Below are 23,349 nucleotides of genomic sequence, written 5' to 3'. Positions count from 1 at the left end.
AAAACCCCGCCGAAGCGGGGTTTTCCGGGCGACATCCATGCAAAGCCAGGGGCCGACGGAGCGGCCTGACCTGAGACGGTATCAGGAGGGCGTCAAGCAAGTACGCCCATCCCAGCCCTGGCATCGACACGGGTGCCGCCGATCTCGTCCGCGGCTGATCGAGCGCGCACCTTAAGCAACGAGCGCAGGACGAATTTAGTTTTGCCCTCGACACGGATTTGTCGCAGTCGGCCGGGAAAAGGTTCAGCAAGAGCGGAGAAGTCGCGCGTCGCGATGTTCCGACTGGAAAGCCGGCAGTCATTCATCCAATGCTGGTTCTGTCAGAACGAATAGCGGGCGGCGAATTCCGAAATGCGCTGCACCACGGCCTTGGGCGCTGTAATGCCGCGCGCCGCCGCCTTCTCCGCCGCTTCGGCCCGGGCGCGGCCGGGCACATGCACGCCGAAGCGCCGCCGCAAGCGGTCGAGCTGGTTCTTCATGCGTTTTTCGAAATCGGGATCGAGCAGCTTCGGTTCGACGGCCAGCACGAAGAGGCCGGTTCCCGGACTGTCCGGCCCGCCGCTGAACCACGGCGCGTCGAGCGACCAATTGGCGCCCGACAGGCCGGCCGCCAGCACTTCGACCATCAGCGCGATGTTGGCGCCGCGCTGGCCGCCGAAGGCAAGCATGGCGCCTTTCATGGCGGCGGCGGGATCGGTGGTCGGGTTGCCGCTGGCGTCCAGCGCCCAGCCTTCCGGAATTTGTCTGCCGTCCTCGGCCGCCTTGCGGATGTTGACGAAAGCTGTGGCGCTCGACGACTGGTCGATGACCAGCGGCGCGCCGTCGGCGGCGGGTGCGGCAAACGACATCGGGTTGGTGCAGTAGACCGGCTTGACCGAGCCCGAGCCGGCAAGCACGGCCGGCCCGTTGGTCGCGGCGAAGGACACCAGCCCAAGTGCAGCCAGGCGCCCGGTGAAATAGCCGAGCGCGCCGCACGTATAGGAATTCTTCTGCGAAAAGATGGCCACACCAAACAAGCGCGCCGCCTTGGCGAGATCGTCGATCGTCCGGTCGAAGCCGGTATGGGCGAGACCGCCGCGCGCATCGGAGAGATAGACCGCGAGCGCCGGCCTGGTGATGACCGGCTCGGCCTTGCCGTCGATGCGGCCGGCTTCCAGCGCTTCGAGATAGTCGATGAAATGCGTCAGCCCGACCGTGGCGAGCCCTTCCGCCTCGGCCGCAACGATCGAGGCGGCAAGCGACTGCGCCGCTTCCTCATTGGCGCCGGCGCCGAGCGCCGCCATCCGGCACAGTTCTGTTGCCTGATCGAGACTGAGTTGCATTGTCGTTGCCCTGAAATTCTAGCGAATAGGGAGTAGCGAGTAGGGGGAAATCAGCGAACCTTCACTATTCGCTACTCCCTATTCGCTACTCGCTTCTAACCGATCTTGTTCGGGATCCGCGCTTCGATCCTGCTGAAGGCAAAGACGAGGATGCCGGTGATCGCCATATAGATCAAGGCCAGGAGCAGCAAGGGTTCATAGGTCAGGTAGGTGTCCTGCCGCACCTTCGAGGAGACGGCAAATATGTCGATCACGCTGATGGTCGCCACCAGCGGCGTCGATTTCAACTGCAAAACCGTTTCGCCGGTCAGCGTCGGCAGCGCCCGGTAGAAGGCTTGCGGCAGCCAGATGCGCCGGAAGGCTTTCCAGCGGCTCATGCCGAAGGCGCGGGCGGCCTCGATCTGGCCTTTCGGCACGCCGGCAAAGGCACCGCGCATCACCTCGCCCTCATAGCCGGCGAAGGACAGCGTCAGCGCCAGCACGCCATAGGGCCATGCTTGCCTGAGATACGGCCACATCCAGGATTCGCGTATCCAGGGATACTGCGGAAACAGCGAACCCAGCCCATAATAGAGCAGCCAGAGCTGCAACAGCAGCGGTGTTCCCCTGATGATGGTGCAGAAGACCTTGGCGGGCGCTGCGAACCAGAAGGAGCCGGCAGCCTGCGCCAGCCCGAGCGGCACGGCGAGCAGGAAGCCCAGAACGCAGGTAACGGCCAGGATCCACAGCGACCGCCAGATGCCAAGCAATCCCGCCTCGTAATATTGCGGCAGCCAGTCCCAGCGCATGAAGAAGGCAGCCGCCAGAACCAGTCCAAGCGCCATCAGGATGAGCACGATGCGATGCGGCTGAAGCCACAGCGACGTTCGCGCGGCGACGTTGACGATGGCCGCTTCACCAGCCATCAGCGCGCCTCCTTGAGCGACGGCATGCCGCGCCGGGCCCTGGCTTCGATGCGGCCGATGATCAGGTTGGAGATCAGCGTCACCAGAAGGTAGATCGCGCCCGCGGCCAGGTAGAAGGTAAGATAGGCCTTGGTCACGCCGGCCGCTTGCCGTGTGGCCAGTGTCAGCTCGTAGAAGCCGACGACCGCCAGCAGTGCGGTATCCTTGGTGGCGATCAGCCAGAGATTGGCAAGGCCGGGGATCGCGAAGGGCAGCATCGCCGGCAGCGTGATGCGCCGCAGCAGCAGGCCGGGAGACATGCCGTAGGCGCGTGCGGCTTCGATCTGGCCCTGTGGAATGGCAAGGATAGCGCCGCGGATCACCTCGGTCGAATAGGCGCCCTGGACGAAGCCGAGCACGGCGATGCCGGCCGCCAGCCCGCTGATGTCGATGCGCTGATAGCCGAGCGCCGCCAGCACCTGGTTGATCAGGTCGGTGCCGGCATAATAGAGCAGCAGGATCAGCACCAGTTCCGGCACGGCGCGCACCACCGTCGTATAGACCGCCAGCAGATCGCGCACCACCGGACCGCCATAGAGCTTGCCATAGGCGCCGCCTATGCCGATCAGCAGGCCGAGGCAGGTGGCGCCGATCGCGATCTCGATCGTGTGCAGCAGACCGACCAAAAGCGTTCCGCCCCAGCCCGGCGGCGTGGGCGAGAGAAGTTCGAAGATGCTGGCCGCGTCGATTAGCGTCGCCCCCGAATTGCTGGCGCCCAGAATTGCTGGCGCCCCGAATTGCTGGCGCAGACCACTGGTGATCTCCGCCAGCGGAAAGCGTGCGTGGATGAGTTCAGGCGAACCACGCGGCGCGCTGTCCGCGCCACGTGGTTATTCGCTCATGGATCCCGGCCGTCAGTTCGACTGCGCGTCGTCGCCATAAATGTCGAAATCGAAGTATTTCTTCGAGATCTCGTCATATTTCCCGTTGGCGCGGATAGCCTTGATGCCGGCGTTGATCTTCTCCTTCAGCTCGGTGTCCTCCTTGCGGATGCCGGCGCCGACGCCGGGTCCGAGCACTTCGAGGTCCGGAGCCACCGTGCCCTTCATGTCGCAGCACGCCTTGCCCTGATCGGATTTCAGAAATTCGCCAAGTGCGATGGAGTCGGCCTGGACCGCGTCGACACGGCCGGCGGCGAGATCCTGGTTGGCTTCGTCCTGGGTCTGGTATTCCTTGATTTCCGCCGCTTCGGTGAAGTGCTTCTTGGCGTAGACGGCATGCACGGTCGAGACCTGGACGCCGATCACCTTGCCCTTGAGGTCATCCGGCGTGGCGCCGAACTTCTGGTCCTTCGGTCCGATGATGCCGGTCGGGGTGTTATAATATTTGTCCGAGAAGGCGATCGTCTTCTCGCGCTCGGCGGTGATCGACATCGAGCTGGCGATGAGGTCGATCTTCTTGGTCGTCAGCGCCGGGATGATGCCGTCCCAGGCGACGGGGGTGATGACGCAGTCGAGCTTTTCCTCGGCGCAGACGGCGTCGATGAACTCGATCTCCCAGCCGACCCATTTGCCGGAGGCATCCGGTGAAGTGAAGGGCGGATAGGGTTCGGCGGCGACGCCGATCTTGATCGGATCGGCCTTGGCCACGCCCATCGCGGCGACGCCGAGCAGAAGCGCTGCGGCGAATGTTTTGAGAATAGTCTTCATGTCATATCTCCCAGTTTGTTGTTGTTCCCGGTTTTCGTCCGCTTCGATCTAGCCGATGTTGCGGATGAACTGCTTGAGCCTTTCGGATTTGGGCGCGCCGAAGATCTGCTCCGGCGGCCCCTCTTCCTCGACCAGCCCGTTGTAGAGGTAGACGACATGCGTCGCGACCTCGCGGGCGAACTTCATTTCATGGGTGACCAGCACCATGGTGCGGCCCTCGCGCGCCAGGTCGCCGATCACTTTCAGCACCTCGCCGACCAGCTCCGGATCGAGCGCCGAGGTCGGCTCGTCGAACAGCATGACGCGCGGGTTGATGGCCAGCGCCCGGGCGATCGCCGCGCGTTGCTGCTGGCCGCCGGACAGATAGGCTGGATAGACATCGCGCTTTTCGGCGAGCCCGACGCGGGTGAGCAGCTTTTCGGCCTCGGCGATCGCCACCTCGCGCTTGACGCCGAGCACATGCACCGGAACCTCGATGACGTTCTCGATCAGCGTCATATGGCTCCACAGATTGAAATTCTGGAACACCATGCCGAGCTTGGAGCGGATGCGTTCGATCTGCTTGCGGTCGGCGGGAACCGTGTGGCCATGGCTGTCGGCCTTCAGCTTGATCTCCTCGCCATTGACGCGGATGATGCCGCTGGTCGGGTTTTCCAGGCAGTTGATGCAGCGCAGCAGCGTCGACTTGCCCGAACCTGAACCGCCGATGATGGCGATGACCTCGCCGTCGCGCGCCGACAGCGAAACGCCTTTCAGCACATGCAGTTCGCCGAATTTCTTGTGCAGGTTCTCGACATGGATGGCTTCGGCGGCGCCGTTTTGCGCCAAATGCTTCAGTGCGGGTGCTGCGCCCGGCGCCATCACCTTGCCGGCGCCTCGTCGGACGGCCGGACCCGTCGCTGGTGAAATCTTTTACCCATTAACCGTCACTGTACCGAATTCCCATTCTCAGGATGGACCGTTCCGCTTGCCTCCGTCAACCATGGTTTTTGGACCATTGATCACAGCTTGCTGTAGTGGTTATTGGCGGCAGGGAACATCGCAGGAGCACATGGTGGGCAAAACAGACAGGGTGGGCGAAACAGACGGGTCGCAATTGGAGGCCGCGCAATGACGACAGTCGGCGAAGCGCTCATCAATTTGCTCGAAGCCCACGGCGTCGACACCGTCTTTGGCATTCCCGGCGTGCATACGGTCGAACTCTATCGCGGCCTGGCCCGGTCGAAGATCCGCCACGTCACGCCGCGCCACGAGCAGGGCGCCGGTTTCATGGCCGACGGCTACGCGCGCGCCGGCGGCAGGCCGGGCGTCGCCTTCGTCATCACCGGACCGGGGCTGACCAACACCATTACCGCCATGGGCCAGGCGCGCGCCGATTCGGTGCCGATGCTGGTGATATCGGGCGTCAACGCCACGCCGACGCTGGGCAAGGGGCTTGGCCATCTACATGAATTGCCCGACCAGCGCGGCATGATGGAGAAGGTCGCGCTGTTTTCGCACCGCATCGCCGGAGCCGACGAACTGCCCGGCGTGCTGGCGCGGGCCTTTGCGCTGTTTTCGTCCTCGCGTCCCGGCCCGGTCCATATCGAGATCCCGACCGATGTCATGGTCAAGCCTGCCGACGGTATTTCCCATCTTTCGACAAATGCGGGGCCGCCGGAGCCTGATGCGGCGGCGATAACGGAGGCAGCAAAACTTTGCGCTTCTGCCCGCCGCCCGCTCATCCTTGCCGGCGGCGGCGCCAAGAAGGCCGAGGTGCCGCTGAAGCGTCTTGCCGAAAGGCTGGGGGCGCCGGTTGTCCAGACGACCAATGCGCGCGGCCTGCTGTACCGCCATCCCCTCGGCGTGCCGGCAAGTCCCAGCCTGAAGGCTGTGCGCGCACTGATCGCCGAGGCGGACCTTGTCATCGCGGCCGGCACCGAATTCGGTCCGACCGACTATGATGGTTATGGCGACGGCGGTTTTGTCCCACCGGCCAATCTGATCCGCATTGATATCGGCGCCGACCAGCTGGCGCGACGCCCGGCAACGATTGCCATCCAGGCGGATTGCGCCGAGGCGATCGAGGCCCTGCTCAGCCGGATCGGCGGATCGGCCGCGTCGGGCGACGGCCAGGCTCGTGCCGCCGCCACGCGAAAAGCGGCCCTTGCCGAACTCAGCCCGGCCTTCACTGCCCAGATACGCGCGGTGGAAGTGATCCGCGATGCCTTGCCGGGCGCCATCATCGTCGGCGATTCGACGCAGCCGGTCTACGCCGCCAACCTCTATTACGATCACGACCGGCCGGGCGGCTGGTTCAATGCCGCCACCGGCTTCGGCGCGCTGGGCTTCGGCCCGCCGGCGGCCATCGGCGCCGCGCTTGCCGTGCCCGGCGCTCCGGTCGTTTGCCTCACCGGCGATGGCGGTTTCCAGTTCACCTTGCCGGAACTGGGTGCTGCACTCGATGCCGAGGCACCGGTGATCTTCGTCGTCTGGAACAATCGCGGCTATCGCGAAATCGAAACCTCGATGCTCGATGTCGGCGTCGAGCCAGTCGGCGTCTCGCCCGCGCCGCCGGATTTCTGCAAGCTGGCCGAGGCCTATGGCATCACCGCCGAACGGCTTGCCGATATCGGGCATCTGGCGGACGCACTCAAACGCGCGCGGGCGACGGGCAAGCCGCACGTCATTGAAATCACCGTCGACTGACCATGGCGGGAAATGCCATGACTGCCGGATGATTTCCGGCGAACACAAGCCGAACCGCGATCCGCTGACATCCGCGTATCTCGCCCCGGCGCGCTGGGCCGCATCCTCATCGACTTTGCCCTGGCCATTGCGCAAACGTGCCGCGAAGCTTTGCATGAGTTATGCGCGCAAGAGCCTTTGGCGGGCTCGCCACATTGCTGTCCACCATTCGCAATGGTGCTCCGCCAGCACGCCCACCGGCGGCCTCGGTCCGATCTGGCAGTACTGGGGGCAAGGCGCCGACGAGGCTCCGCCGGTGGTCAAGGCATGCTTGCGCTCCGTGCAGCGCAACAGGGGCGATCGCCAACTCATCGTCCTCGACGACAAGACCATCGAGGGCCATATCGACCTGCCCGGCCACATCTGGGACAAACGCGCCCTGATGAGCCGGCAACATTTCTCCAATTTCATTCGCTTGAGCCTGCTTCATCGGCACGGCGGAACATGGCTCGACGCCACAATCCTGTTGCGGCAGCCGGTTCCAGCCGAAATCGAGCGCGAGGATTTCTACATCCTGCGGGAGACGACCCGCCATCCGAGGCTGGTGGAAACCTGGTTCATGCACGCCCGCAAAGGACACCCGCTGGTAGAAACCGTGTTTCACGGCCTGGCGGACTACTGGAAGAAATATGACAGGATTCATGAGTACTTCATGTTCCCCTACCATTTCGAGGCCTCCCTGCTTCTGCACCGGCGGCTTCGGCGCGATTTCCTGCGCATGCCGCAAATCAGTGCGGAGCAGCCGCATGAGCTGCAATGGCTGCTTTTCACCCCGTTCAATGAAGCCGCCCATCGCGCGGTCTTCGATCGTTTCTGGCTGCACAAGCTGACCCACAGGGATCCGCGGCCGGCGACAGGGGAGCGCCTGCTATGGGACGCGATCATCGAGGGATGGCCGGCTGCTTGATCTGGGCCGAATGATCTAGCGGCAACGAAATTTCAGTTGAGTGACGACGCGAAAGGCGCGACGTTCGCCACCGGCGCGGCGCAAGTACGAGAATGACTGGAGCGGTCGAAGATGACGCAAACACTGGACGGCAGGCATATTGTGGTCACTGGCGGCACCGGGGCGCTTGGCGGCGCGGTTGTCGGCAAACTGCTGGGTGAGGGCGCGATCTGCCATGTGCCCAATGCCCATGCCGCCGCGCCCGGGCATTTTCCCTATCCGGCACATGAGCGCGTCAAGCTGGCGCACAATGTCGACCTCGCCGACCCCGCCAAGGTCGATGCGTTTTATGACGGCGTTCCGGATCTGTGGGCATCCATCCATCTGGCCGGCGGCTTTACCGCCGCACCGGTGGAAAAGATCGAATCCGCGTCCTTCGCCGAAATGATGGACACCAACGCCCGCACCACCTTCCTGTGCTGCCGCGCCGCGATACGCTCGATGCTGGCGGCCGAAACATCCGGCCGCATCGTCAATATCACCGCGCGCGCCGGGCTCGACCCAAGGCGCGGCTCCGGCATGGTCGCCTATGCCGCCAGCAAGGCGGCGGTCGCGGCGATGACGCTGGCGATGGCGGAAGAGCTGAAGGGCAAGGGCATACTGGTCAATGCGGTTGCGCCCTCGACGCTCGACACGCCGGCCAACCGGGCCGACATGCCGAATGCCGATTTCGCCAAATGGGTCAGCCTCGAAGCAGCGGCCGAGGCCATCGCCTATCTCGTATCGCCGGCCAATCTGGCGATGAGCGGTACGCTGGTGCCGCTTTACGGCAGGGCCTGAGCGCTTCAGCACCGGCCAAAGAAAAACCCCGCCGGAGCGATCCGGCGGGGTTTGTTTCGAGACCGCGCACAAACGCGGCGTAGGCGTTCTTAGCTGCCCTGCTTCTTCAGCGCGGCACCCAGGATGTCGCCCAGCGAAGCGCCGGAGTCGGTCGAGCCGTACTGGGCGACCGCTTCCTTCTCCTCGGCGATTTCCAGCGCCTTGATCGAGACCTGCAGCTTGCGGGTCTTCTTGTCGAAGGCGATGACGCGGGCGTCGACCTTCTGGCCGACGGTGAAGCGCTCGGGGCGCTGCTCGTCGCGGTCACGGCTGAGATCGGAGCGCTTGATGAAGGTCTCGATGCCGCTGTCGACCAGCCGCACTTCCAGGCCGCCATCCTTGACGCCAATGACTTCGCAGGTGACGACGGCGTTCTTGCGCAGTTCGCCCGAAGTCGCCGCTTCGCCGACCGTATCCTTGGCCAGCTGCTTGATGCCGAGCGAGATGCGCTCCTTGTCGATGTCGACGTCGAGCACCTGCGCCTTGACCATGTCGCCGCGATTGTACTCTTCGATGACCTGCTCGCCCGGACGGGTCCAGTCGAGGTCGGAGAGGTGCACCATGCCGTCGACGTCGCCTTCGAGGCCGATGAACAGGCCGAACTCGGTCTTGTTCTTGACCTCGCCCTCAACCTGGCTGCCGACCGGATGGCTGCTGGCGAAAGCCTGCCAAGGATTCTCGAGCGTCTGCTTGAGGCCGAGCGAGATGCGGCGCTTGGCCGGATCGACCTCGAGCACCACCACGTCGACTTCCTGCGTCGTCGACAGGATCTTGCCGGGATGCACGTTCTTCTTCGTCCACGACATTTCCGAAACGTGGATGAGGCCTTCGATGCCCGGCTCCAGCTCGACGAACGCGCCGTAGTCGGTGATGTTGGTGACGGTGCCCTTGATCTTCTTGCCGATCGGGAACTTGGTGCCGATCTCCGACCACGGATCGCTCTCGAGCTGCTTCATGCCGAGCGAGATGCGGTGGGTTTCCTGGTTGATGCGGATGATCTGCACCTTGACCGTCTGGCCGATGTTGAGGATTTCGGTCGGATGGTTGACGCGGCGCCATGCCATGTCTGTGACATGCAGCAGGCCGTCGATGCCGCCGAGGTCGACGAACGCACCATAGTCGGTAATGTTCTTGACGACGCCTTCGACCACCTGGCCTTCTTCGAGGTTCTGCACGATTTCCGAACGCTGTTCTGCGCGGCTCTCCTCGAGCACGGTGCGGCGCGACACCACGATGTTGCCGCGGCGGCGATCCATCTTGAGGATCTCGAAGGGCTGCGGGTTGTGCATCAGCGGCGAGACGTCGCGGATCGGACGGATATCGACCTGGCTGCGCGGCAGGAAGGCCACGGCGCCGTCGAGGTCGACGGTGAAGCCGCCCTTGACCTGGTTGAAGATGACGCCCTCGACGCGCTCACCCTTGGTGAACTTCTCTTCGAGGCGGACCCAGCTCTCTTCGCGGCGGGCCTTTTCACGGGAAAGCATCGCTTCGCCAAGCGCGTTTTCGATGCGCTCGACATAGACCTCGACCGTGTCGCCGACCTTGAGGGTGGTATCCTTGCCCTTGACGCCGAATTCCTTCAGCGGCACGCGGCCTTCGACCTTGAGGCCGACATCGATGATGGCCATGTCTTTTTCGATCGCGGTGATCGTGCCCTTGACGACCTGGCCTTCGCCGGAATGGCCGGCGGTAAAAGATTCTTCGAGCAGGCTCGCGAAATCATCGCGAGTGGGATTTGCAGCTGACATATTTTCTCCTGGAATGCCCCGCATCTCAAGCGGGGCGGGCGCCGTGGGTTAGCGTTGCGTTGGCCTGCCGGCGTTCCGGGCTTTCCAAAAAGCCCTTGGCCGCCTGAGCGGCAATTCCGGCGCATGAAGAATGCTGGCAGGCTGGTTCGTGCCCGATATGGGTATCTTTTGCGCCGCCGGCAATCGGCAACAGCGGGAAAACCCGGCTCAGGCGTTGTTTCTTTTGGCGAGAACGTCGTCGATGATCGCTCTTGCCGCCAGAAACGCGGCCTCTATAGCCATTTCGGACGTATCAAGCAAGTGCGCGTCGGCGGCCGGCTTCAGCGGCGAGTCGGCGCGGCCCATGTCGCGCTCGTCGCGGCGCAGGATATCGGCGAGGATTTCGGTGAAATTGGCGGTGCCGCCGATGCTCTCGATCTCGGCCAGCCGCCGCCGCGCCCGCACCTCGGCGCTCGCCGTCACATAGAGTTTGATGTCGGCGTCGGGGCAGACCACGGTGCCGATGTCGCGGCCGTCGAGGACGGCGCCAGGCGGCGCCTTGGCGAACTCACGCTGCTTTTCCACCAGGATGCGCCGCACCGTTGGGAACACCGCGACTTTCGAAGCAGCCTCGCCGACCGCGTGCGCCGACAATATGGCGCGGTCCAGCTTGTTGAGGTCGACCTGCCGCGCCGCGGTCTCGGCGGCCGACACATTGTCGAGTGGCAGGCCAAGCTGTAGCAGCGCATGCGCCACCGCGCGATAGGTGAGGCCGGTGTCGAGCAGGTTCAGCCGGTAATGGTCGGCGAGCCGGCGGGCGAGCGTACCCTTACCGGCGCCGGCGGGTCCGTCGATGGCGATGGTGAAGGTCGGGCTCATTGGTAGGTCAACGCCTCGTCTGCTTGGCAACAGGCCCTCGCGCCTTCGTCATCCCAGGGCGCAGCGAACGCGTAGCGGAGCGAAGACCCTGGGATCCATGCCGTGACATTGGCCGAGGAATGCTGCGGATCAGAATTCTGCACCGTCGCGGCGCTTTGACGTCACGGCATGGATCCTGGGGTCTGCGCCGCGTCGCTTCGCTCCTTGCTTCGCCCCAGGATGACGAAGGGAAGGATGTCGGCGCCCAATCTCGAAGGTCTGCGATTGCCATCGACTGTCACCCGATCTCCGCGCCGAGCCCCTTCATCAGCCCCATGAATTCCGGAAAACTCGTCGCGATCATCGCCTGATCGTCGATGGTGACAGGCTTTTCCGTTGCCAGCCCCATCACCAGAAAGCTCATGGCGATACGATGGTCGAGATGCGTCTTCACCGTCGTGTCCTGGCCGTTGGGGTGTCCGCCGAGGCCTTTACCTCCAAGCCTGCCGCGCACGGCAAGCGTCGCCTCGCCCTCGGTGCAGTCGACGCCGTTGAGCTTCAGCCCATTGGCGACAGCCGACAGCCTGTCCGACTCCTTGACCCGCAATTCTTCCAGGCCTTGCATCAGCGTCTCGCCTTCGGCGAAGCTCGCCGCCACCGCCAGCACCGGATACTCATCGATCATCGACGGCGCCCGCTCGGGCGGCACGGTGACACCCTTGAGTTCGGAGTAACGCACGCGCAGATCGGCGACATCCTCGCCGCCGGCATTGCGCGGATTCAAGATGTCGATCCTGCCGCCCATTTCCTGCAAGGTCAGCAAAAGCCCGGTGCGGGTCGGGTTCATCAGCACATTCTCTATGACAATGTCGGAGCCCGGCACGATGAGTGCGGCAACCAGCGGGAAACCGGCCGAGGAGGGGTCGCCCGGCACCGCGATCGTCTGTCCCGTGAGCTTGCCCTGGCCTTCGATGAAGATGTGGCGCACGCCGCGCTCGTCGGTCTCGACCGACAGATTGGCGCCGAAACCCTTGAGCATCTTTTCGGTGTGGTCGCGCGTCATCACCGGTTCGATCACGGTGGTGACGCCAGGCGTGTTCAACCCGGCAAGCAGCACCGCCGACTTCACTTGCGCCGAGGCCATCGGCACCCGGTAGGTGATGGGGGCGGCATGCTTGGGGCCGCGCAGCGTGATCGGCATGCGGTCGCCGGGCGTCGCTTTCAGCACCTGCACGCCCATCTGGCGCAAGGGTTCGAGCACGCGGCCCATCGGCCGGCCGGACAAGGACGCGTCGCCGATGAAGGTCGTTTCCATGTCATAGGTGCCGACCAGGCCCATGGTGAGGCGCGAGCCGGTGCCGGCATTGCCGAAATCGAGCGGACCTTCCGGCTGCAAAAGCGCGCCATTGCCGGTGCCGTGGATCACCCATTCAGCGCCGCGCTTCTCGATATGCGTGCCCATCGCCTTCATCGCCGCACCCGTGCGCATCACATCCTCGCCCTCCAGCAGGCCGGTGATGCGGGTCTCGCCGGAAGCCAGCCCGCCGAACATGAACGAGCGATGCGAGATCGACTTGTCGCCGGGCACGCGGGCAGTGCCGGAAAGGGCTGGAGATTTGCGAGCGGTGGCCGGCTTGGCGGCGGCGGAATGCGACATTGTATACCCTGGATGAAATGCCGGCCGACCGGCTTTTTTCGTTCGTTGCGGCGGTCTCGTACCATGGCGCGTCGAAATGGTCATCCCCTTGCGCGAGACCGTCCGATGCGGGGCTTTGCGACGCCGGCTTTAGGCTTTGACAGCGCCTTAAACTGCCGCTAAGGGGACCAACCTTTTATCTACGAGGCTTGCTGTGGCAAAACCTGAACTTGGCACCAAACGCATAGATCCGGAAACGGGTCGAAAATTCTATGACCTGAACAAGGACCCGATTGTCTCGCCCTATACCGGCAAGACTTATCCGCGTTCCTATTTCGAGGAAGGCAAGGCCGCCGCCATCGAGGAGGAAGAGGAAGTCGCCGAGAAGGAAGTCGACACCGAGGAGGAAGAGGGCGTCGAGGTCGTCTCGCTCGAAGAGGCGGACGACGAGGCGAAAAGTGGCGACGATCTTCCCGATCTTGGCGATGACGAGGACGATGTCGACCTCGGCGACGAAGAGGACGACACTTTCCTTGCCGACGAAGAGGAAGAGGACGACGATGTCGCCGACATGATCGGCGTCGGCGACGACGACGACGAAGTTTGATGCGGGCCAGGCGGGTGCGAACTGCATTCGCCGGCTTTCGTTGCGCCGTCGAGAAAAAGCGGTTCTTGAAGGCTTGATATTAAGGGAAGGCGGGGTTAGAAGCCGCCTGCACTAACGGCGCGGTTTAGAACCCGCGCCGGATCTCTTCGCCGGCAACGGCGCCGGTTGACTGCCGGGAGTGGGGCCATAGCTCAGTTGGGAGAGCGCTTGAATGGCATTCAAGAGGTCGTCGGTTCGATTCCGATTGGCTCCACCAAACAGTCCCACCATTGGCAATCTCAGTATGCGGCCCGCACTAGATCGTTAATTCGAAAACTTCAGCGCTGCATGGAAGTTGCAGACCTGCTGCGTCGGGATGCTCCGCCGCTCTCCCTCAATCAGTAGAGAACGAAGAAACCAAGCACCACGAGCGCGAGGACGAGAAAGGCACCGACGAAAACGGTTATTTTGACAGATGAAGCAGGGGGCCGTTCAGGTTTGACAAGTTGCTTGTGCAACTCGGGACGATCCGTCCCCATTCCACCAAGTTGCGCATTTCCGTTGCTCTGGACCGCCGTTGAAACCCTGTTTGCTATATCGCCGCGGATTATAGGATCATCGGACAAATGATCCGTCGTACTGCGTTTGAATGCCATGTAAGCCCGCCCATGCAGCCCGCAGAAGTAACGCTTCAGCCGGCGAAAAGTTTCCCGCTCGTCAGTCAGTCATGTTCCGCCGCAGCGCCCCATGCTGCCGCGCGTTCACAAACAGACCTGATGGCACCCGTCCAATCATGCTTTACGAAATCCTTCAGTGAAGAGTTTCACACAGCCGTTCTCTCGCATGGGCTCCGGAACTTGGCGTCGGATGCCTGTTCGCCCGTTAACGCCGGTCGGCGGCACGGTTCCGATGCGCGCCGTCCGCAATGTCACGAACCAGCGGCCGGTATCGATCCGCTGGCCTGCTTGCATGACAGGCACTTTCGGCGGATGGGCAGCCTCGTACAGCGTCATCGAAAACGAGATCGCCGATGCGGCCAGCCCACCTAGGCCGGCGATCATGAAAGCAAAAGCCTTTGCCGTACTGTCATTCGTGTCGGTTCCGCCATGCGCGGTACGGTTATGCGATGCACTCAGGCCAGCCTTATACGATGCAACCGTCGCGCGAACGGACAACAATTGTTACATTGTTTAAACGGCGACCTTGTCGTGCTGGAATGAGCCGTCATATTTCGTCGGGATCGAGGTAAGTCGGCAATGACCGATCCGGCGACCTGGAAGCACAGGCGATCCCTACGCAATGCCTCGAATCAGGAGAGAAACCTTGTCTGAAGTCTTGACGATCTTTTCCATACTGGGTGTCTTTCTGCTTGGCGCGATGAGCCCGGGGCCGAGTTTCGTGGTCGTCTCCCGCATCGCGATTTCAGGCGAGCGCATGGACGGGCTCGCGGCCGCGATCGGCATGGGTATCGGCGGCCTCATCTTCGCATCCATCGCCGTCGCCGGCTTGACCGCGCTTCTTGTCCAGGTCGCATGGCTCGACATCGGGCTGCGCATCGCGGGCGGCCTGTATCTTCTGTGGATTGGCATCCGGATCTGGCGCGGCGCCACCGAACCGGTCGAGATCACCAGCGACGCGTCGGCGCGGCCGGGATCGTTCCGGAAGGCGCTTATGCGGGCGCTTCTTGTGCAGCTCGCCAACCCGAAGACCGCCATCTTCTATGCATCGATGTTCGCGGCCATGCTGCCGGCCTCGCCGCCGCTGTGGATGCTTCTCGTCCTGCCGCCGCTGCTCTTCTGCAACGAATTCGTCTGGTACGCGATCGTCGCTTTCGCCTTTTCGTCCAGCAGACCGCGCTCTATCTATCTACGGGCCAAGCACTGGATCGACCGCGCCGCCGGCGCCGTCGTCGGCGCGCTTGGCGTAAAGCTCGTGATCGAGGGAATGGGCGCGGCGCGAAGAGCGGGCGGATGAAGGCGCAATCGCCGGCTGCGCGGCGCGTTAGCCGCTGCGCAGGCTCGGCCAGCTCCAACGAGGGACGGTCAGCCCTCGCTATCGGCCGCGACCTTTTCGCGGTAAGGTAGCTGTTTGTCGGCTCCAAAGACAATCGCCTGCCGCCCTTCGGCGTTTCCGGCTTTCAGCAGGTGCAGTGCGCTGGTCGCCTCGGCGAGCGTGACGCGCTCGACCCGTGCCTCGAACGGCTGCGCCTCATGCAGTTGCATCAGTTCCTGCATCTGCGCTCGCGTGCCCACGCTGGTGCCCGTTATCCAGACCCCGCTCGCGGTAAGCCACTCTTGGCTGAGGGGCACCGGTTGCGAGACCATCGCCGCCGCGATGATCCTGCCACGCGGACGGATTGCCGCGATCATGGCATCCCAGGTTGCCGGTGTCGGCGCAAAATTGATGCAGACATGGGCACGCAATTTCGCCGGCCAGTCATCGGCGAGGCCAGGCGAGGCCAGCAATGTGTGCTCGGCGCCAAGCGAAGCAGCAAGGTTGAGCTTGGCTTCATCGGTGTCAACGGCAACGACAGTTGCACCGAGCCGCCGGGCGATCTGGACCGCGTAGAGGCCCAAGCCGCCGCAGCCGAATACGGCGCAGGTCTCTCCCGCGGCTATTTCCGCCCGCCTCACGGCGCCGAAAGCGGTCAGGCCCGCGCACATTAACGGTGCCAAAACTGCGGCATCGCCCTCATCCGGCATTCGCGCGGCAAAACCTGCGTCGGCAACGACGTATTCGGCAAAAGTGCCCGCGACGTCGAAGCCGTGGGCCCGCTGGTGCTGGCAGAAAGACTCCATTTCGGAGTGGCATTCATCGCAGTGGCCGCATGTATCGTGAAGCCACGCGATGCCGGCACGCTCACCGAGGCGCCAGCTTGTGACGCCGGCGCCCACCTGCACCACCCGGCCAACGCCCTCATGGCCGAGAATTTCTGGCTGTCGGCCCGACGCCGGCAGCAGATGCCCTTGCCACACATGCACATCGGTATGGCAGATGCCGCTCGCCTCCAGGCGAACCAGTATTTCTCCGGCACCCGGTTCCGGCCGTGGCACAGACATAATGCGCAACGGCTGGCCCGCGCATTCCAGCACGGCTGCGAGCATCGTGTGGTTCATTTACAGGCCCAGGGCGCTTTTCACGGCCGCCAAGCCCGGCTGACCGTCAAGGGTCGAGACGCCGTCCAGCCATTTCGCCAGCTTGTCCGGGTTGCGCTTGATCATCTCGCGGGCGGCTTCGTCGGCGGATTTTCCCTCGCCCAGGATCATCCGCATGCCATGGTTTTCATAAGTGAGATCGAATGCCAGATTGGCGAACAGCTTGGCCGCGTTGGGGCATTCCGCCGAAAAGCCCTTGCGGGCGATGGTGCGGACAGTGGCGCCGCCGAAATTCGGCCCGAACTCGACGTCGCCGCCCGACAGGTAGCTTATCTTGTAGTCGAGATTCATCGGATGCGGTTCCCAACCGAGGAACACGACCCAGTCCTTGTCCGCCATGGAATTTGAGACCTGCGTCAGCATTGCTGCCTCGCTGGACTCGATAATCTGCCAGTCGCCCAGTCCGTGCCGGTTGGCTGCCACCATGTCGAGCAGCGGCTTGTTCGAACCCGCCTCGATGCCGTAGATCTTGCCGCCGAACTTGTCGGCGTGGGCAGCGAGATCATCGAAGCTTTTGACGCCCTGGTCCGCAACATATTGCGGAACGGCAAGCGTGTATTTGGCGCCCTCCAGGTTCACGCCCAGGACTTCGACCGATCCCTCATCGAAATAGGATTTGTATTCCTCGTCCTGGACCGGCCGCCAATTGCCCAGAAAGACATCCATGTCGTTCTCCTTCAGCGCCGAATAGGCAACGCCAAGGCCGAGCAGGGTCTGTGAGGCGTCATATCCCAGAGCGTCGAGGATCACCTCGGCGGTGGTGTTGGTCAGCGCGATGTCGGTCCAGCCGAGATCCGCCATGCGGACCTTCTGGCATTGTGCCGCATCGGCGGCCATGGCGGGCGAAACGACGAGGCCCGAAAGCAAGGCAAATACGACAGCGGTGCGCATTTTTGTTCCCCAGTTTTCTCCGTGAGACGGCTTGCCCGTCGACGCTATGGCCTTCTCGCTGTATGTCAATATAGAATCTTGTATATGAATACAAAACTCTTATTTGCTAGAAAGGCGAATGGCGACTCAACGCAAGCGAACGAAAATCGAGGACATCCGGCGCATCGAGCTGATCGCGGCCGCGCACCGTGTGTTCCTCGAAAACGGGCTGCAAGGCATGACCTCGGCCCGCATATGCCGCGAGGCCGGCATGTCGCCCGGCATTCTTGCCTATTATTTCAAGGGCAAGGACGAGGTTCTGTTCGGCATGGTGCGCTACAACAACCGCCTGCTGATGGAAGATGTCATCGCGCGGCTGCGCGCGGCACGGACCGCCTGGGCGCGGTTGGAGGCGATCGTCGAAGGAAACTTTCCCGCCTCGGCTTTCACCCGCCCCATCGCCAACGCCTGGCTGTCGGTCTGCGCCGAGGCAGGCGTAAACCCGCAATATGCCCGGCTCCAGCGATTGTTTTACCAGCGGCTGCGCTCGAATCTGGCTTCGGTGTTTGACGGGATGTTCGATGCGACACGCCTTCGCCACGCGAGCCTTGTCATCGCTGCCCTGATCGATGGACTTTGGCTGCGCAAGGCGGCGACCGACGATGTCGGACGCGACGAAGCCATCACCCTGGTGCTCAGCGGTATCCGCTCTTTGCTAAACAACGGGGAGGAGCAACTGCTGCGCCGCCCGACGGAGCGGGAACCTCAGCAGGCGACTCGGGCGATCATCGACGAAAGATAGGCAATGACCACCGACGATCGGGAGACATGATCCAACTGGCCTTCGCTGCTCGTCAGCCCTTGCGCTGCTTGGCCACATCGTCATTCGACTTCGGCTTTCCCTGTCCATCACCGATCCCGGACTTGGCCACAAAGCTGTAGAGAAGCCCCTCCGCCACCAGCACCAGCAGCGTGCCGAACGCGGCCACCTGCCACAGGCCGAGCCCGCAGGCGACGCCAATGGCACCGGCCAGCCACATGCCGGCGCCGGTGGTGAGCCCGTGGATCTCGCCTCTCGAAAACATGATGGCGCCGGCAGCAAGGAAGGCAACGCCGGCGGTAACCGCTTCGACAACGCGAATTGGGTCGACCTTCACCGAGTCCTGCGTGAACATCGGTGCGTGGACGATCTCGATCGTCAAAATGGCAAAGGTGGCCGCCGCCACGCAGACCAGGATATGGGTGCGCAGCCCGGCGGGCCGATTGCGCCACTCGCGTTCGAACCCGATTGCGGCGCCGAAGACCGCCGCCAGCAGCAGCCTCGCCGCAATAACCGCAAATGGGACATATGTCGGATGACCGAATTCTTCGAAGACTTGTTGCATGGGCAACGTTTACAACGTGCCCGGGCCGGATCAGGTTCCTGAGAGGGTCGCCCGGCCGGCGCGATTGACCGGTCCGGCGCACTGGCTCAATCGCCGGCACTTGCGTTTGACATCGTCCTTGGCGCATCGTTATCTCTGACACGATACGACGACCAACCTCATCACATCTGAGAACTTCGGCGGACCGAAGGAGAGAAACCATGTCACACAATCTGCAGTTCTATATCGACGGCGCCTGGGTGGATCCGGTCGTGCCGAACAGTTTCGACGTCATCGATCCGTCCAACGAAGATTCCTTCGCCCAGATCTCGCTCGGCACCAAGGCCGATGTCGACAAGGCGGTTGCCGCCGCCAGGCGTGCCTTCAACACGTTCGGGTTTACGGAAGTCGCCGAGCGGCTTGATCTCCTCAACCGCATCATCGCGGTCTACAAGAAGCGCAGCGCCGATCTGGCGCTGGCCGTGTCGCGCGAAATGGGCGCGCCGCGCCAGATGGCGCTGGACAGCCAGGTCGGTATCGGCCTCGCGCATCTGCAGAAGATGGCGCAAGTGCTGAAGCGTTTCGAATTCCGCCACGTGAAAGGCCACCATCTCGTGGTCAAGGAGCCGATCGGCGTCGTCGGCCTGATCACGCCGTGGAACTGGCCGCTCAACCAGATCACCTGCAAGGTCGGTCCGGCACTTGCGGCCGGCTGCACCATGGTGCTGAAGCCGAGCGAGATCGCGCCGCTCGACGCCATCATCTTTGCCGAGATTTTGGACGAGGCCGGCGTTCCCAAGGGCGTCTTCAACCTCGTCAACGGCGATGGCCCGACCGTCGGCCAGGCGCTGTCCAGCCATCCCGATGTCGACATGATGTCGTTCACCGGCTCGACCCGCGCCGGTATACTGGTAGCCAAGACCGCCGCCGACACGGTCAAGCGTGTGCATCAGGAACTCGGCGGCAAGTCGGCCAACATATTATTCCCGGATGTCGACCTGTCGACCGCCGTCAGCAAGGGCGTCGCCGGCTGCTTCAGCAACAGCGGCCAGTCCTGCAACGCGCCGACGCGCATGTTCGTGCCGCGCGACCGCCACGACGAGGCGGCCGGCTATGCCAAGGCGGCGGCGGAAAAGTTCACCGTCGGCCCGGCCGACGCGGCCGGTTCGAAGCTTGGCCCGGTGGTCAGCCAGATCCAGTTCGACAAGATCCAGGACCTGATCCAGAGCGGCATCGACGAAGGCGCCACTCTGGTGATCGGCGGCCCCGGCCGCCCCGCCGAACTCAACCGCGGCTACTACATCAGGCCGACCGTCTTCGCCGACGTCACCCACGACATGCGCATCGCCAGGGAAGAGATATTCGGGCCGGTGCTGGCGATCCTGCCCTACGACAGCGTCGAGCAGGCGATCGAGCAGGCCAACGACACCGTCTACGGCCTGGCCTCCTACATCCAGGCCAAGGACATCCAGAAGGCCCGCGACGTGGCAGCCCGCATGCGCTCCGGCAACGTCTACATCAACTATCCCCAGTGGGACGCCAGTCTGCCCTTCGGCGGCTACAAGCAGTCCGGCAACGGCCGCGAATACGCCGAATATGGGCTGGAGGATTTCCTCGAGATCAAGGGCATCGCGGGGTACGAGGCGGCGGAGTAGGGGGCGAGGCCGCGATCCACGCTCGGAGCAGACGACGATGCGACCGACCTTCGGTGCATCGTCGGTGAGAAACCGGGGCTGGATCCAAGTGGGAATAAACGCGCTGCCAGAGCAGGCTAATTTACGTCTGCAGGTGTAATTTCTGGGCCGTCGCGTGAGATTGTCAATTTGAATCTTAGATCGAGTTCGCCTGCCGACCACAATTCTCGCGATCTAGGCCCAAGCCCAGGTGCCAGCCGCATCATCGCAACAGCGCGATCGGGTTCGTAGAGAACTCGCCCGCATAGAAGATGGGTTCCCTCACCAAAATTTTGGTCGTGTATTGCCCTCACTAAGCGACCGGCGTGCTCCCAATTCACGCTGTCGTGTTGAATCGCGGCCTGAGTCAACATCGCAAAATAGTGACTGCGTGGGCGTGAAGGCAGAGAATTACTAAAGCGCCGCATTTGAGAGCCAAGAAGTGACCATATGGTGCCATTCTGGGCCGAAAAAACAGATAGATCTCGTACGGTTGCCAAGAGTTCATGCCGTTCGAATAGATGTGTAAGCACCGTGCTGGCTCCAGCATCCTCCGTTACGGCAATGTGCTTCACATCGCTTAAATCTCGTTCAAGTAGGCCTTCAAAAGGGTAGCGCCCTCGGCGCTTGTATCTTTCCATGCCAATCGAGATATTGAATTGATTGCGCTGGCCATAAAGCGTTAGGGCAATGACTGGGCCCCTACTATTTCGCTCGCCCGAAATGGACCAGTTCTGATTCTCAAGCATAGACGCAACGACTTCGCCATAAACTCGCCAATCTTTGCCCGCAGTGTGGTCGTCTGCGGTCACCAGTACAGCAGCATCGATCCTTGCACGACTACTCGGATCTCGATAATTCTGGACATCCAAGGGACGAAGATTGTGGAATAGAATCTCTGCCAACGAGCGTTGATGTAAACCGGTATCGAACTCCCTCTGTCCAACGTCAAAGAGAATACCATCTGGTCGAGTCACTCCGAGCCGCCAACAACGTCCGTAAATTTGGGCGCAAGCATCGTCTTGCAATCGAGGGCCGGCCCCGCGAGCACTTAAGAAGAAGTTGGTTCTGGCGCGAAGGTGGGAACGGAGACCATGATGCCAGGCGGCGGAGAGAAGATGAATAGCATTTCGAGTTTCACCAGCGAAGCCATCCTTAGGGCCCCATGCTCCGATTTCTCTTTTTGAAACTACGACGGTCGGGTGCTGATAGCGACGGAGACCGGCGCGCTCCGATGGCGCTAAGCTAAGGCCCGAGCTTGTTCGAGTCGCGAGGCCGATTGGCATTCGATCCGCTCTACGGTTGTCGTCAGACCAGACTTGGCCAAGCTGCCCATTTGCCCTGAAGAGAATGAAGCTCGCACCTGAGAACTCGGAGCTTTGATATGCAAACTCTTTCCACTGCCGTGGTGTATAAAGCCCTATTCCATCGGTAGCAGGGCGTGAAAATACCCGATTGAGCACATCAGCGTCCTCGTCAGCGACATATACGAGAGCCGAAAGTTTGGAAAGATCGTAACCTACGACCAACCGATCTGCTGGCTGAAGCTCCGGCTTTACAAACCGTAGCTGCCAACCATCTGCTGGCGAATTATACAGGGGTTGGAGATTTTCCACGACCCGGGCGATGTGTCTCGAAGCCTGCTTTTGAAAGGTTTCATCATGATCTACATCAATGCCGCGGATCAGAATAATGTTGCTTTCCACACGGGCGGTTAGCCGTTGCAGGTTTTGAAGTGGCCAATCTTTTATTGCGGCGAGTGCCTCGCGAATGTCCGGTGTCAGCACGGATAGATCGCGCCAGCGATCTGCGGTCTTTGGAGAAAGTTTTCTTAGGTATTGCAGTGCTAAGTCCGCATACTTCACCCTGTCTGTAGACAGGCGGAGAAACTCAGCAACCTCCATCGCCAATAGGGGACGCTCAAGAAAAAAACTATCGCCAAGACGAGCTTGCAACGCATCTCGGCCATTTTCGCCTTGGCCTAGGAGGATATCCCCGAACCCGAACCCGAATGCCCAATGGGCAGGGGCGCCTACGCTACTTTCAGGCCCGTCCACCTCAATGATAGGCGTTTCTTGAGGTTGCAGATCGACAAACGCCTCAATCAACCCATTGTCACCTTGGCGCTCGACCCTCAGGGCATTGGAACGCCCGCGTGTGAAAACGGGAATGAGAAAGCCCAGCCCTTTGCCCAACGGGTCGGCCACCCCAACGAGATCGTGAGGTTCCGTCTCAATGCTCATAGAAAACCTCCGTGGTCACGGAGGAATGTTTCTACCCGCTCATAGAGAGCATGAGCAAAATTGTCTGGCTCTGAGCGGCCATATGTTTTGTAAGGGAGCGCGACTGCATCAGGACAATCTACGAGGGCCGCTTTGACCTCCGGATCGTCAAAAAGAGCATTGGGTCCGACAATCGCTCTGAGGGCGCTCTTGAGCGAGATCGTGGTTGAGAATTGAACTTCAATCGTCCCACAACGATCATCCATGGCGCGTATAGAAGGGTCGGCGATTAGGCGAGCATATGCGCGCGGTGTAAGTCGCGATAGCGGAAGAGTTTTTTCCTCTAACGCAGGGATCTGGTCATAATAGTTTGCGTTCGTTTCATAGAAGGCTCGCACGAGTCGAAGCGGAGCACTCGGATCATTCCCCAGCTCGAACTCAGGTAATTTGAGGCTCGGCCCCAAAAGAGGTTCATAGCGTGAAAAACCACCACTATCGAATGGTAGAAGGCGCACTGCAGTTGCCAACAGTGCCGGATCTAACACAAGGCAGACAGGCGCCAATTCGACAATGCCACTCGCGGCCGAACCGGCACCCGGCTTGTAGGCCGGCCGACCATAAAACAGGTATAGCAGGTGGTCTCCGTAAACGGGGCATTTGGTTGGGCTCAGAATTCGATCTGCCAATATCTGAATGCTGGCACCCGCGCTCGTACAGTGAACTAGGTGAAGCTCACTTCCTGTTGCAGGAGCATAGCTCATAATGAAATCGGAAAGCGTCACAGGCATTGGGATCGAGCAATCGCATTTTGCAATATTCTGTTTGATGTACCGAGCCTGTGGATCAGTGTA

General features: G+C 62.1%; 22 protein-coding genes and 1 tRNA gene. 8 read left to right on the top strand and 15 right to left on the bottom strand.

The window, feature by feature from the left end; all coding sequences use genetic code 11:
* Positions 1–320 precede the first annotated feature (320 nt).
* The 5 genes from MESS2_RS02675 to MESS2_RS02655 all read right to left on the bottom strand — a co-directional run bounded on the left by MESS2_RS02675 (position 321) and on the right by MESS2_RS02655 (position 4,776).
* Positions 321–1,322 (bottom strand): Ldh family oxidoreductase, encoded by a 1,002-nt coding sequence (locus MESS2_RS02675; RefSeq protein ID WP_008872521.1) that lies wholly within the window; start codon positions 1,320–1,322, stop codon positions 321–323.
* Positions 1,323–1,417: 95 nt separating this feature from the next.
* Positions 1,418–2,227 (bottom strand): ABC transporter permease, encoded by an 810-nt coding sequence (locus MESS2_RS02670; RefSeq protein WP_008872520.1) that lies wholly within the window; start codon positions 2,225–2,227, stop codon positions 1,418–1,420.
* Complete coding sequence (locus tag MESS2_RS02665; protein WP_008872519.1) at positions 2,227–2,892, bottom strand: ABC transporter permease; 666 nt, start codon at positions 2,890–2,892, stop codon at positions 2,227–2,229. Before MESS2_RS02665 ends, MESS2_RS02670 begins: the two co-directional genes overlap by 1 nt.
* Before the next feature lie 228 nt (positions 2,893–3,120).
* Positions 3,121–3,915, bottom strand: a complete 795-nt coding sequence (locus MESS2_RS02660) for a transporter substrate-binding domain-containing protein (protein WP_008872518.1) — start codon at positions 3,913–3,915, stop codon at positions 3,121–3,123.
* A gap of 48 nt (positions 3,916–3,963) precedes the next feature.
* Positions 3,964–4,776, bottom strand: a complete 813-nt coding sequence (locus MESS2_RS02655) for an ABC transporter ATP-binding protein (RefSeq protein ID WP_008872517.1) — start codon at positions 4,774–4,776, stop codon at positions 3,964–3,966.
* 249 nt (positions 4,777–5,025) lie between these two features.
* On the opposite strand from MESS2_RS02655, the gene MESS2_RS02650 reads away from it, so the two are divergent.
* The 3 genes from MESS2_RS02650 to MESS2_RS02640 all read left to right on the top strand — a co-directional run bounded on the left by MESS2_RS02650 (position 5,026) and on the right by MESS2_RS02640 (position 8,368).
* Complete coding sequence (locus tag MESS2_RS02650) at positions 5,026–6,603, top strand: 5-guanidino-2-oxopentanoate decarboxylase (protein WP_008872516.1); 1,578 nt, start codon at positions 5,026–5,028, stop codon at positions 6,601–6,603.
* Positions 6,604–6,757: 154 nt separating this feature from the next.
* Positions 6,758–7,549: a capsular polysaccharide synthesis protein gene (locus MESS2_RS30145; RefSeq protein ID WP_157357591.1), complete on the top strand. Its 792-nt coding sequence runs from the start codon at positions 6,758–6,760 to the stop codon at positions 7,547–7,549.
* A 111-nt stretch (positions 7,550–7,660) separates the two neighbouring features.
* Positions 7,661–8,368, top strand: coding sequence for an SDR family NAD(P)-dependent oxidoreductase (locus tag MESS2_RS02640; RefSeq protein WP_008872514.1), 708 nt, complete (start codon positions 7,661–7,663; stop codon positions 8,366–8,368).
* Between the two features lie 89 nt (positions 8,369–8,457).
* Here the strand turns inward: MESS2_RS02640 and rpsA are convergent, their stop codons facing one another.
* The 3 genes from rpsA to aroA form a co-directional block, all read right to left on the bottom strand.
* A complete protein-coding gene (gene rpsA, locus MESS2_RS02635; protein ID WP_008872513.1) occupies positions 8,458–10,155 on the bottom strand; it encodes a 30S ribosomal protein S1 in 1,698 nt (565 codons plus the stop codon).
* Between the two features lie 207 nt (positions 10,156–10,362).
* Positions 10,363–11,013, bottom strand: a complete 651-nt coding sequence (gene cmk / locus MESS2_RS02630; protein ID WP_008872512.1) for a (d)CMP kinase — start codon at positions 11,011–11,013, stop codon at positions 10,363–10,365.
* Between the two features lie 277 nt (positions 11,014–11,290).
* Complete coding sequence (aroA, locus tag MESS2_RS02625; protein ID WP_008872511.1) at positions 11,291–12,649, bottom strand: 3-phosphoshikimate 1-carboxyvinyltransferase; 1,359 nt, start codon at positions 12,647–12,649, stop codon at positions 11,291–11,293.
* A gap of 193 nt (positions 12,650–12,842) precedes the next feature.
* Between aroA and MESS2_RS02620 the strand changes: the two genes are divergently transcribed.
* Positions 12,843–13,235 (top strand): TIGR02300 family protein, encoded by a 393-nt coding sequence (locus MESS2_RS02620; RefSeq protein WP_008872510.1) that lies wholly within the window; start codon positions 12,843–12,845, stop codon positions 13,233–13,235.
* Between the two features lie 180 nt (positions 13,236–13,415).
* Positions 13,416–13,491, top strand: a tRNA-Ala gene (locus MESS2_RS02615).
* 121 nt (positions 13,492–13,612) lie between these two features.
* On the opposite strand, the gene MESS2_RS02610 is transcribed toward MESS2_RS02615, so the two are convergent.
* Positions 13,613–13,870: a hypothetical protein gene (locus tag MESS2_RS02610; RefSeq protein ID WP_008872509.1), complete on the bottom strand. Its 258-nt coding sequence runs from the start codon at positions 13,868–13,870 to the stop codon at positions 13,613–13,615.
* A gap of 135 nt (positions 13,871–14,005) precedes the next feature.
* A complete protein-coding gene (locus MESS2_RS02605) occupies positions 14,006–14,389 on the bottom strand; it encodes a hypothetical protein (RefSeq protein ID WP_157357588.1) in 384 nt (127 codons plus the stop codon).
* Between the two features lie 148 nt (positions 14,390–14,537).
* On the opposite strand from MESS2_RS02605, the gene MESS2_RS02600 reads away from it, so the two are divergent.
* Positions 14,538–15,188: a LysE family translocator gene (locus MESS2_RS02600; RefSeq protein ID WP_008872507.1), complete on the top strand. Its 651-nt coding sequence runs from the start codon at positions 14,538–14,540 to the stop codon at positions 15,186–15,188.
* Between the two features lie 68 nt (positions 15,189–15,256).
* Here the strand turns inward: MESS2_RS02600 and MESS2_RS02595 are convergent, their stop codons facing one another.
* Positions 15,257–16,330 (bottom strand): alcohol dehydrogenase catalytic domain-containing protein, encoded by a 1,074-nt coding sequence (locus MESS2_RS02595; protein WP_008872506.1) that lies wholly within the window; start codon positions 16,328–16,330, stop codon positions 15,257–15,259.
* Positions 16,331–17,260 (bottom strand): choline ABC transporter substrate-binding protein, encoded by a 930-nt coding sequence (gene choX / locus MESS2_RS02590; RefSeq protein ID WP_008872505.1) that lies wholly within the window; start codon positions 17,258–17,260, stop codon positions 16,331–16,333. It lies immediately after the preceding gene.
* Positions 17,261–17,378: 118 nt separating this feature from the next.
* On the opposite strand from choX, the gene betI reads away from it, so the two are divergent.
* Positions 17,379–18,041 (top strand): transcriptional regulator BetI, encoded by a 663-nt coding sequence (gene betI / locus MESS2_RS02585; protein ID WP_008872504.1) that lies wholly within the window; start codon positions 17,379–17,381, stop codon positions 18,039–18,041.
* A 52-nt stretch (positions 18,042–18,093) separates the two neighbouring features.
* Here the strand turns inward: betI and MESS2_RS02580 are convergent, their stop codons facing one another.
* Positions 18,094–18,624 carry an MgtC/SapB family protein gene (locus MESS2_RS02580; protein WP_008872503.1) on the bottom strand — a complete coding sequence of 177 codons (531 nt, stop codon included), beginning with the start codon at positions 18,622–18,624 and terminating at the stop codon, positions 18,094–18,096.
* Positions 18,625–18,824: 200 nt separating this feature from the next.
* Here MESS2_RS02580 and MESS2_RS02575 point away from each other — a divergent pair, with 200 nt between their 5' ends.
* A complete protein-coding gene (locus MESS2_RS02575; protein ID WP_008872502.1) occupies positions 18,825–20,258 on the top strand; it encodes an aldehyde dehydrogenase family protein in 1,434 nt (477 codons plus the stop codon).
* 116 nt (positions 20,259–20,374) lie between these two features.
* On the opposite strand, the gene MESS2_RS02570 is transcribed toward MESS2_RS02575, so the two are convergent.
* Positions 20,375–22,519, bottom strand: coding sequence for a hypothetical protein (locus MESS2_RS02570; RefSeq protein WP_008872501.1), 2,145 nt, complete (start codon positions 22,517–22,519; stop codon positions 20,375–20,377).
* Positions 22,516–23,286 carry a hypothetical protein gene (locus MESS2_RS32120; RefSeq protein ID WP_008872500.1) on the bottom strand — a complete coding sequence of 257 codons (771 nt, stop codon included), beginning with the start codon at positions 23,284–23,286 and terminating at the stop codon, positions 22,516–22,518. Before MESS2_RS32120 ends, MESS2_RS02570 begins: the two co-directional genes overlap by 4 nt.
* Between the last annotated feature and the right edge of the window lie 63 nt (positions 23,287–23,349).

Source organism: Mesorhizobium metallidurans STM 2683 (assembly GCF_000350085.1).
GTDB lineage: Bacteria > Pseudomonadota > Alphaproteobacteria > Rhizobiales > Rhizobiaceae > Mesorhizobium > Mesorhizobium metallidurans.
This window is presented reverse-complemented; position numbering and strand designations above follow the sequence as displayed.

What these genes read in the sequence shown, in the direction of transcription:
- MESS2_RS02570 (WP_008872501.1), bottom strand. Translation starts at nt 22,519, where the DNA reads ATGAGCATTGAGACGGAACCTCACGATCTCGTTGGGGTGGCCGACCCG.
- MESS2_RS02610 (WP_008872509.1), bottom strand. Translation starts at nt 13,870, where the DNA reads ATGGCATTCAAACGCAGTACGACGGATCATTTGTCCGATGATCCTATA.
- MESS2_RS02675 (WP_008872521.1), bottom strand. Translation starts at nt 1,322, where the DNA reads ATGCAACTCAGTCTCGATCAGGCAACAGAACTGTGCCGGATGGCGGCG.
- betI (WP_008872504.1), top strand. Translation starts at nt 17,379, where the DNA reads ATGGCGACTCAACGCAAGCGAACGAAAATCGAGGACATCCGGCGCATC.
- rpsA (WP_008872513.1), bottom strand. Translation starts at nt 10,155, where the DNA reads ATGTCAGCTGCAAATCCCACTCGCGATGATTTCGCGAGCCTGCTCGAA.
- MESS2_RS02575 (WP_008872502.1), top strand. Translation starts at nt 18,825, where the DNA reads ATGTCACACAATCTGCAGTTCTATATCGACGGCGCCTGGGTGGATCCG.
- cmk (WP_008872512.1), bottom strand. Translation starts at nt 11,013, where the DNA reads ATGAGCCCGACCTTCACCATCGCCATCGACGGACCCGCCGGCGCCGGT.
- MESS2_RS02640 (WP_008872514.1), top strand. Translation starts at nt 7,661, where the DNA reads ATGACGCAAACACTGGACGGCAGGCATATTGTGGTCACTGGCGGCACC.
- MESS2_RS02655 (WP_008872517.1), bottom strand. Translation starts at nt 4,776, where the DNA reads ATGGCGCCGGGCGCAGCACCCGCACTGAAGCATTTGGCGCAAAACGGC.
- MESS2_RS02595 (WP_008872506.1), bottom strand. Translation starts at nt 16,330, where the DNA reads ATGAACCACACGATGCTCGCAGCCGTGCTGGAATGCGCGGGCCAGCCG.
- aroA (WP_008872511.1), bottom strand. Translation starts at nt 12,649, where the DNA reads ATGTCGCATTCCGCCGCCGCCAAGCCGGCCACCGCTCGCAAATCTCCA.
- MESS2_RS32120 (WP_008872500.1), bottom strand. Translation starts at nt 23,286, where the DNA reads ATGCCTGTGACGCTTTCCGATTTCATTATGAGCTATGCTCCTGCAACA.
- MESS2_RS30145 (WP_157357591.1), top strand. Translation starts at nt 6,758, where the DNA reads ATGAGTTATGCGCGCAAGAGCCTTTGGCGGGCTCGCCACATTGCTGTC.
- MESS2_RS02650 (WP_008872516.1), top strand. Translation starts at nt 5,026, where the DNA reads ATGACGACAGTCGGCGAAGCGCTCATCAATTTGCTCGAAGCCCACGGC.
- MESS2_RS02580 (WP_008872503.1), bottom strand. Translation starts at nt 18,624, where the DNA reads ATGCAACAAGTCTTCGAAGAATTCGGTCATCCGACATATGTCCCATTT.
- MESS2_RS02670 (WP_008872520.1), bottom strand. Translation starts at nt 2,227, where the DNA reads ATGGCTGGTGAAGCGGCCATCGTCAACGTCGCCGCGCGAACGTCGCTG.
- choX (WP_008872505.1), bottom strand. Translation starts at nt 17,260, where the DNA reads ATGCGCACCGCTGTCGTATTTGCCTTGCTTTCGGGCCTCGTCGTTTCG.
- MESS2_RS02660 (WP_008872518.1), bottom strand. Translation starts at nt 3,915, where the DNA reads ATGAAGACTATTCTCAAAACATTCGCCGCAGCGCTTCTGCTCGGCGTC.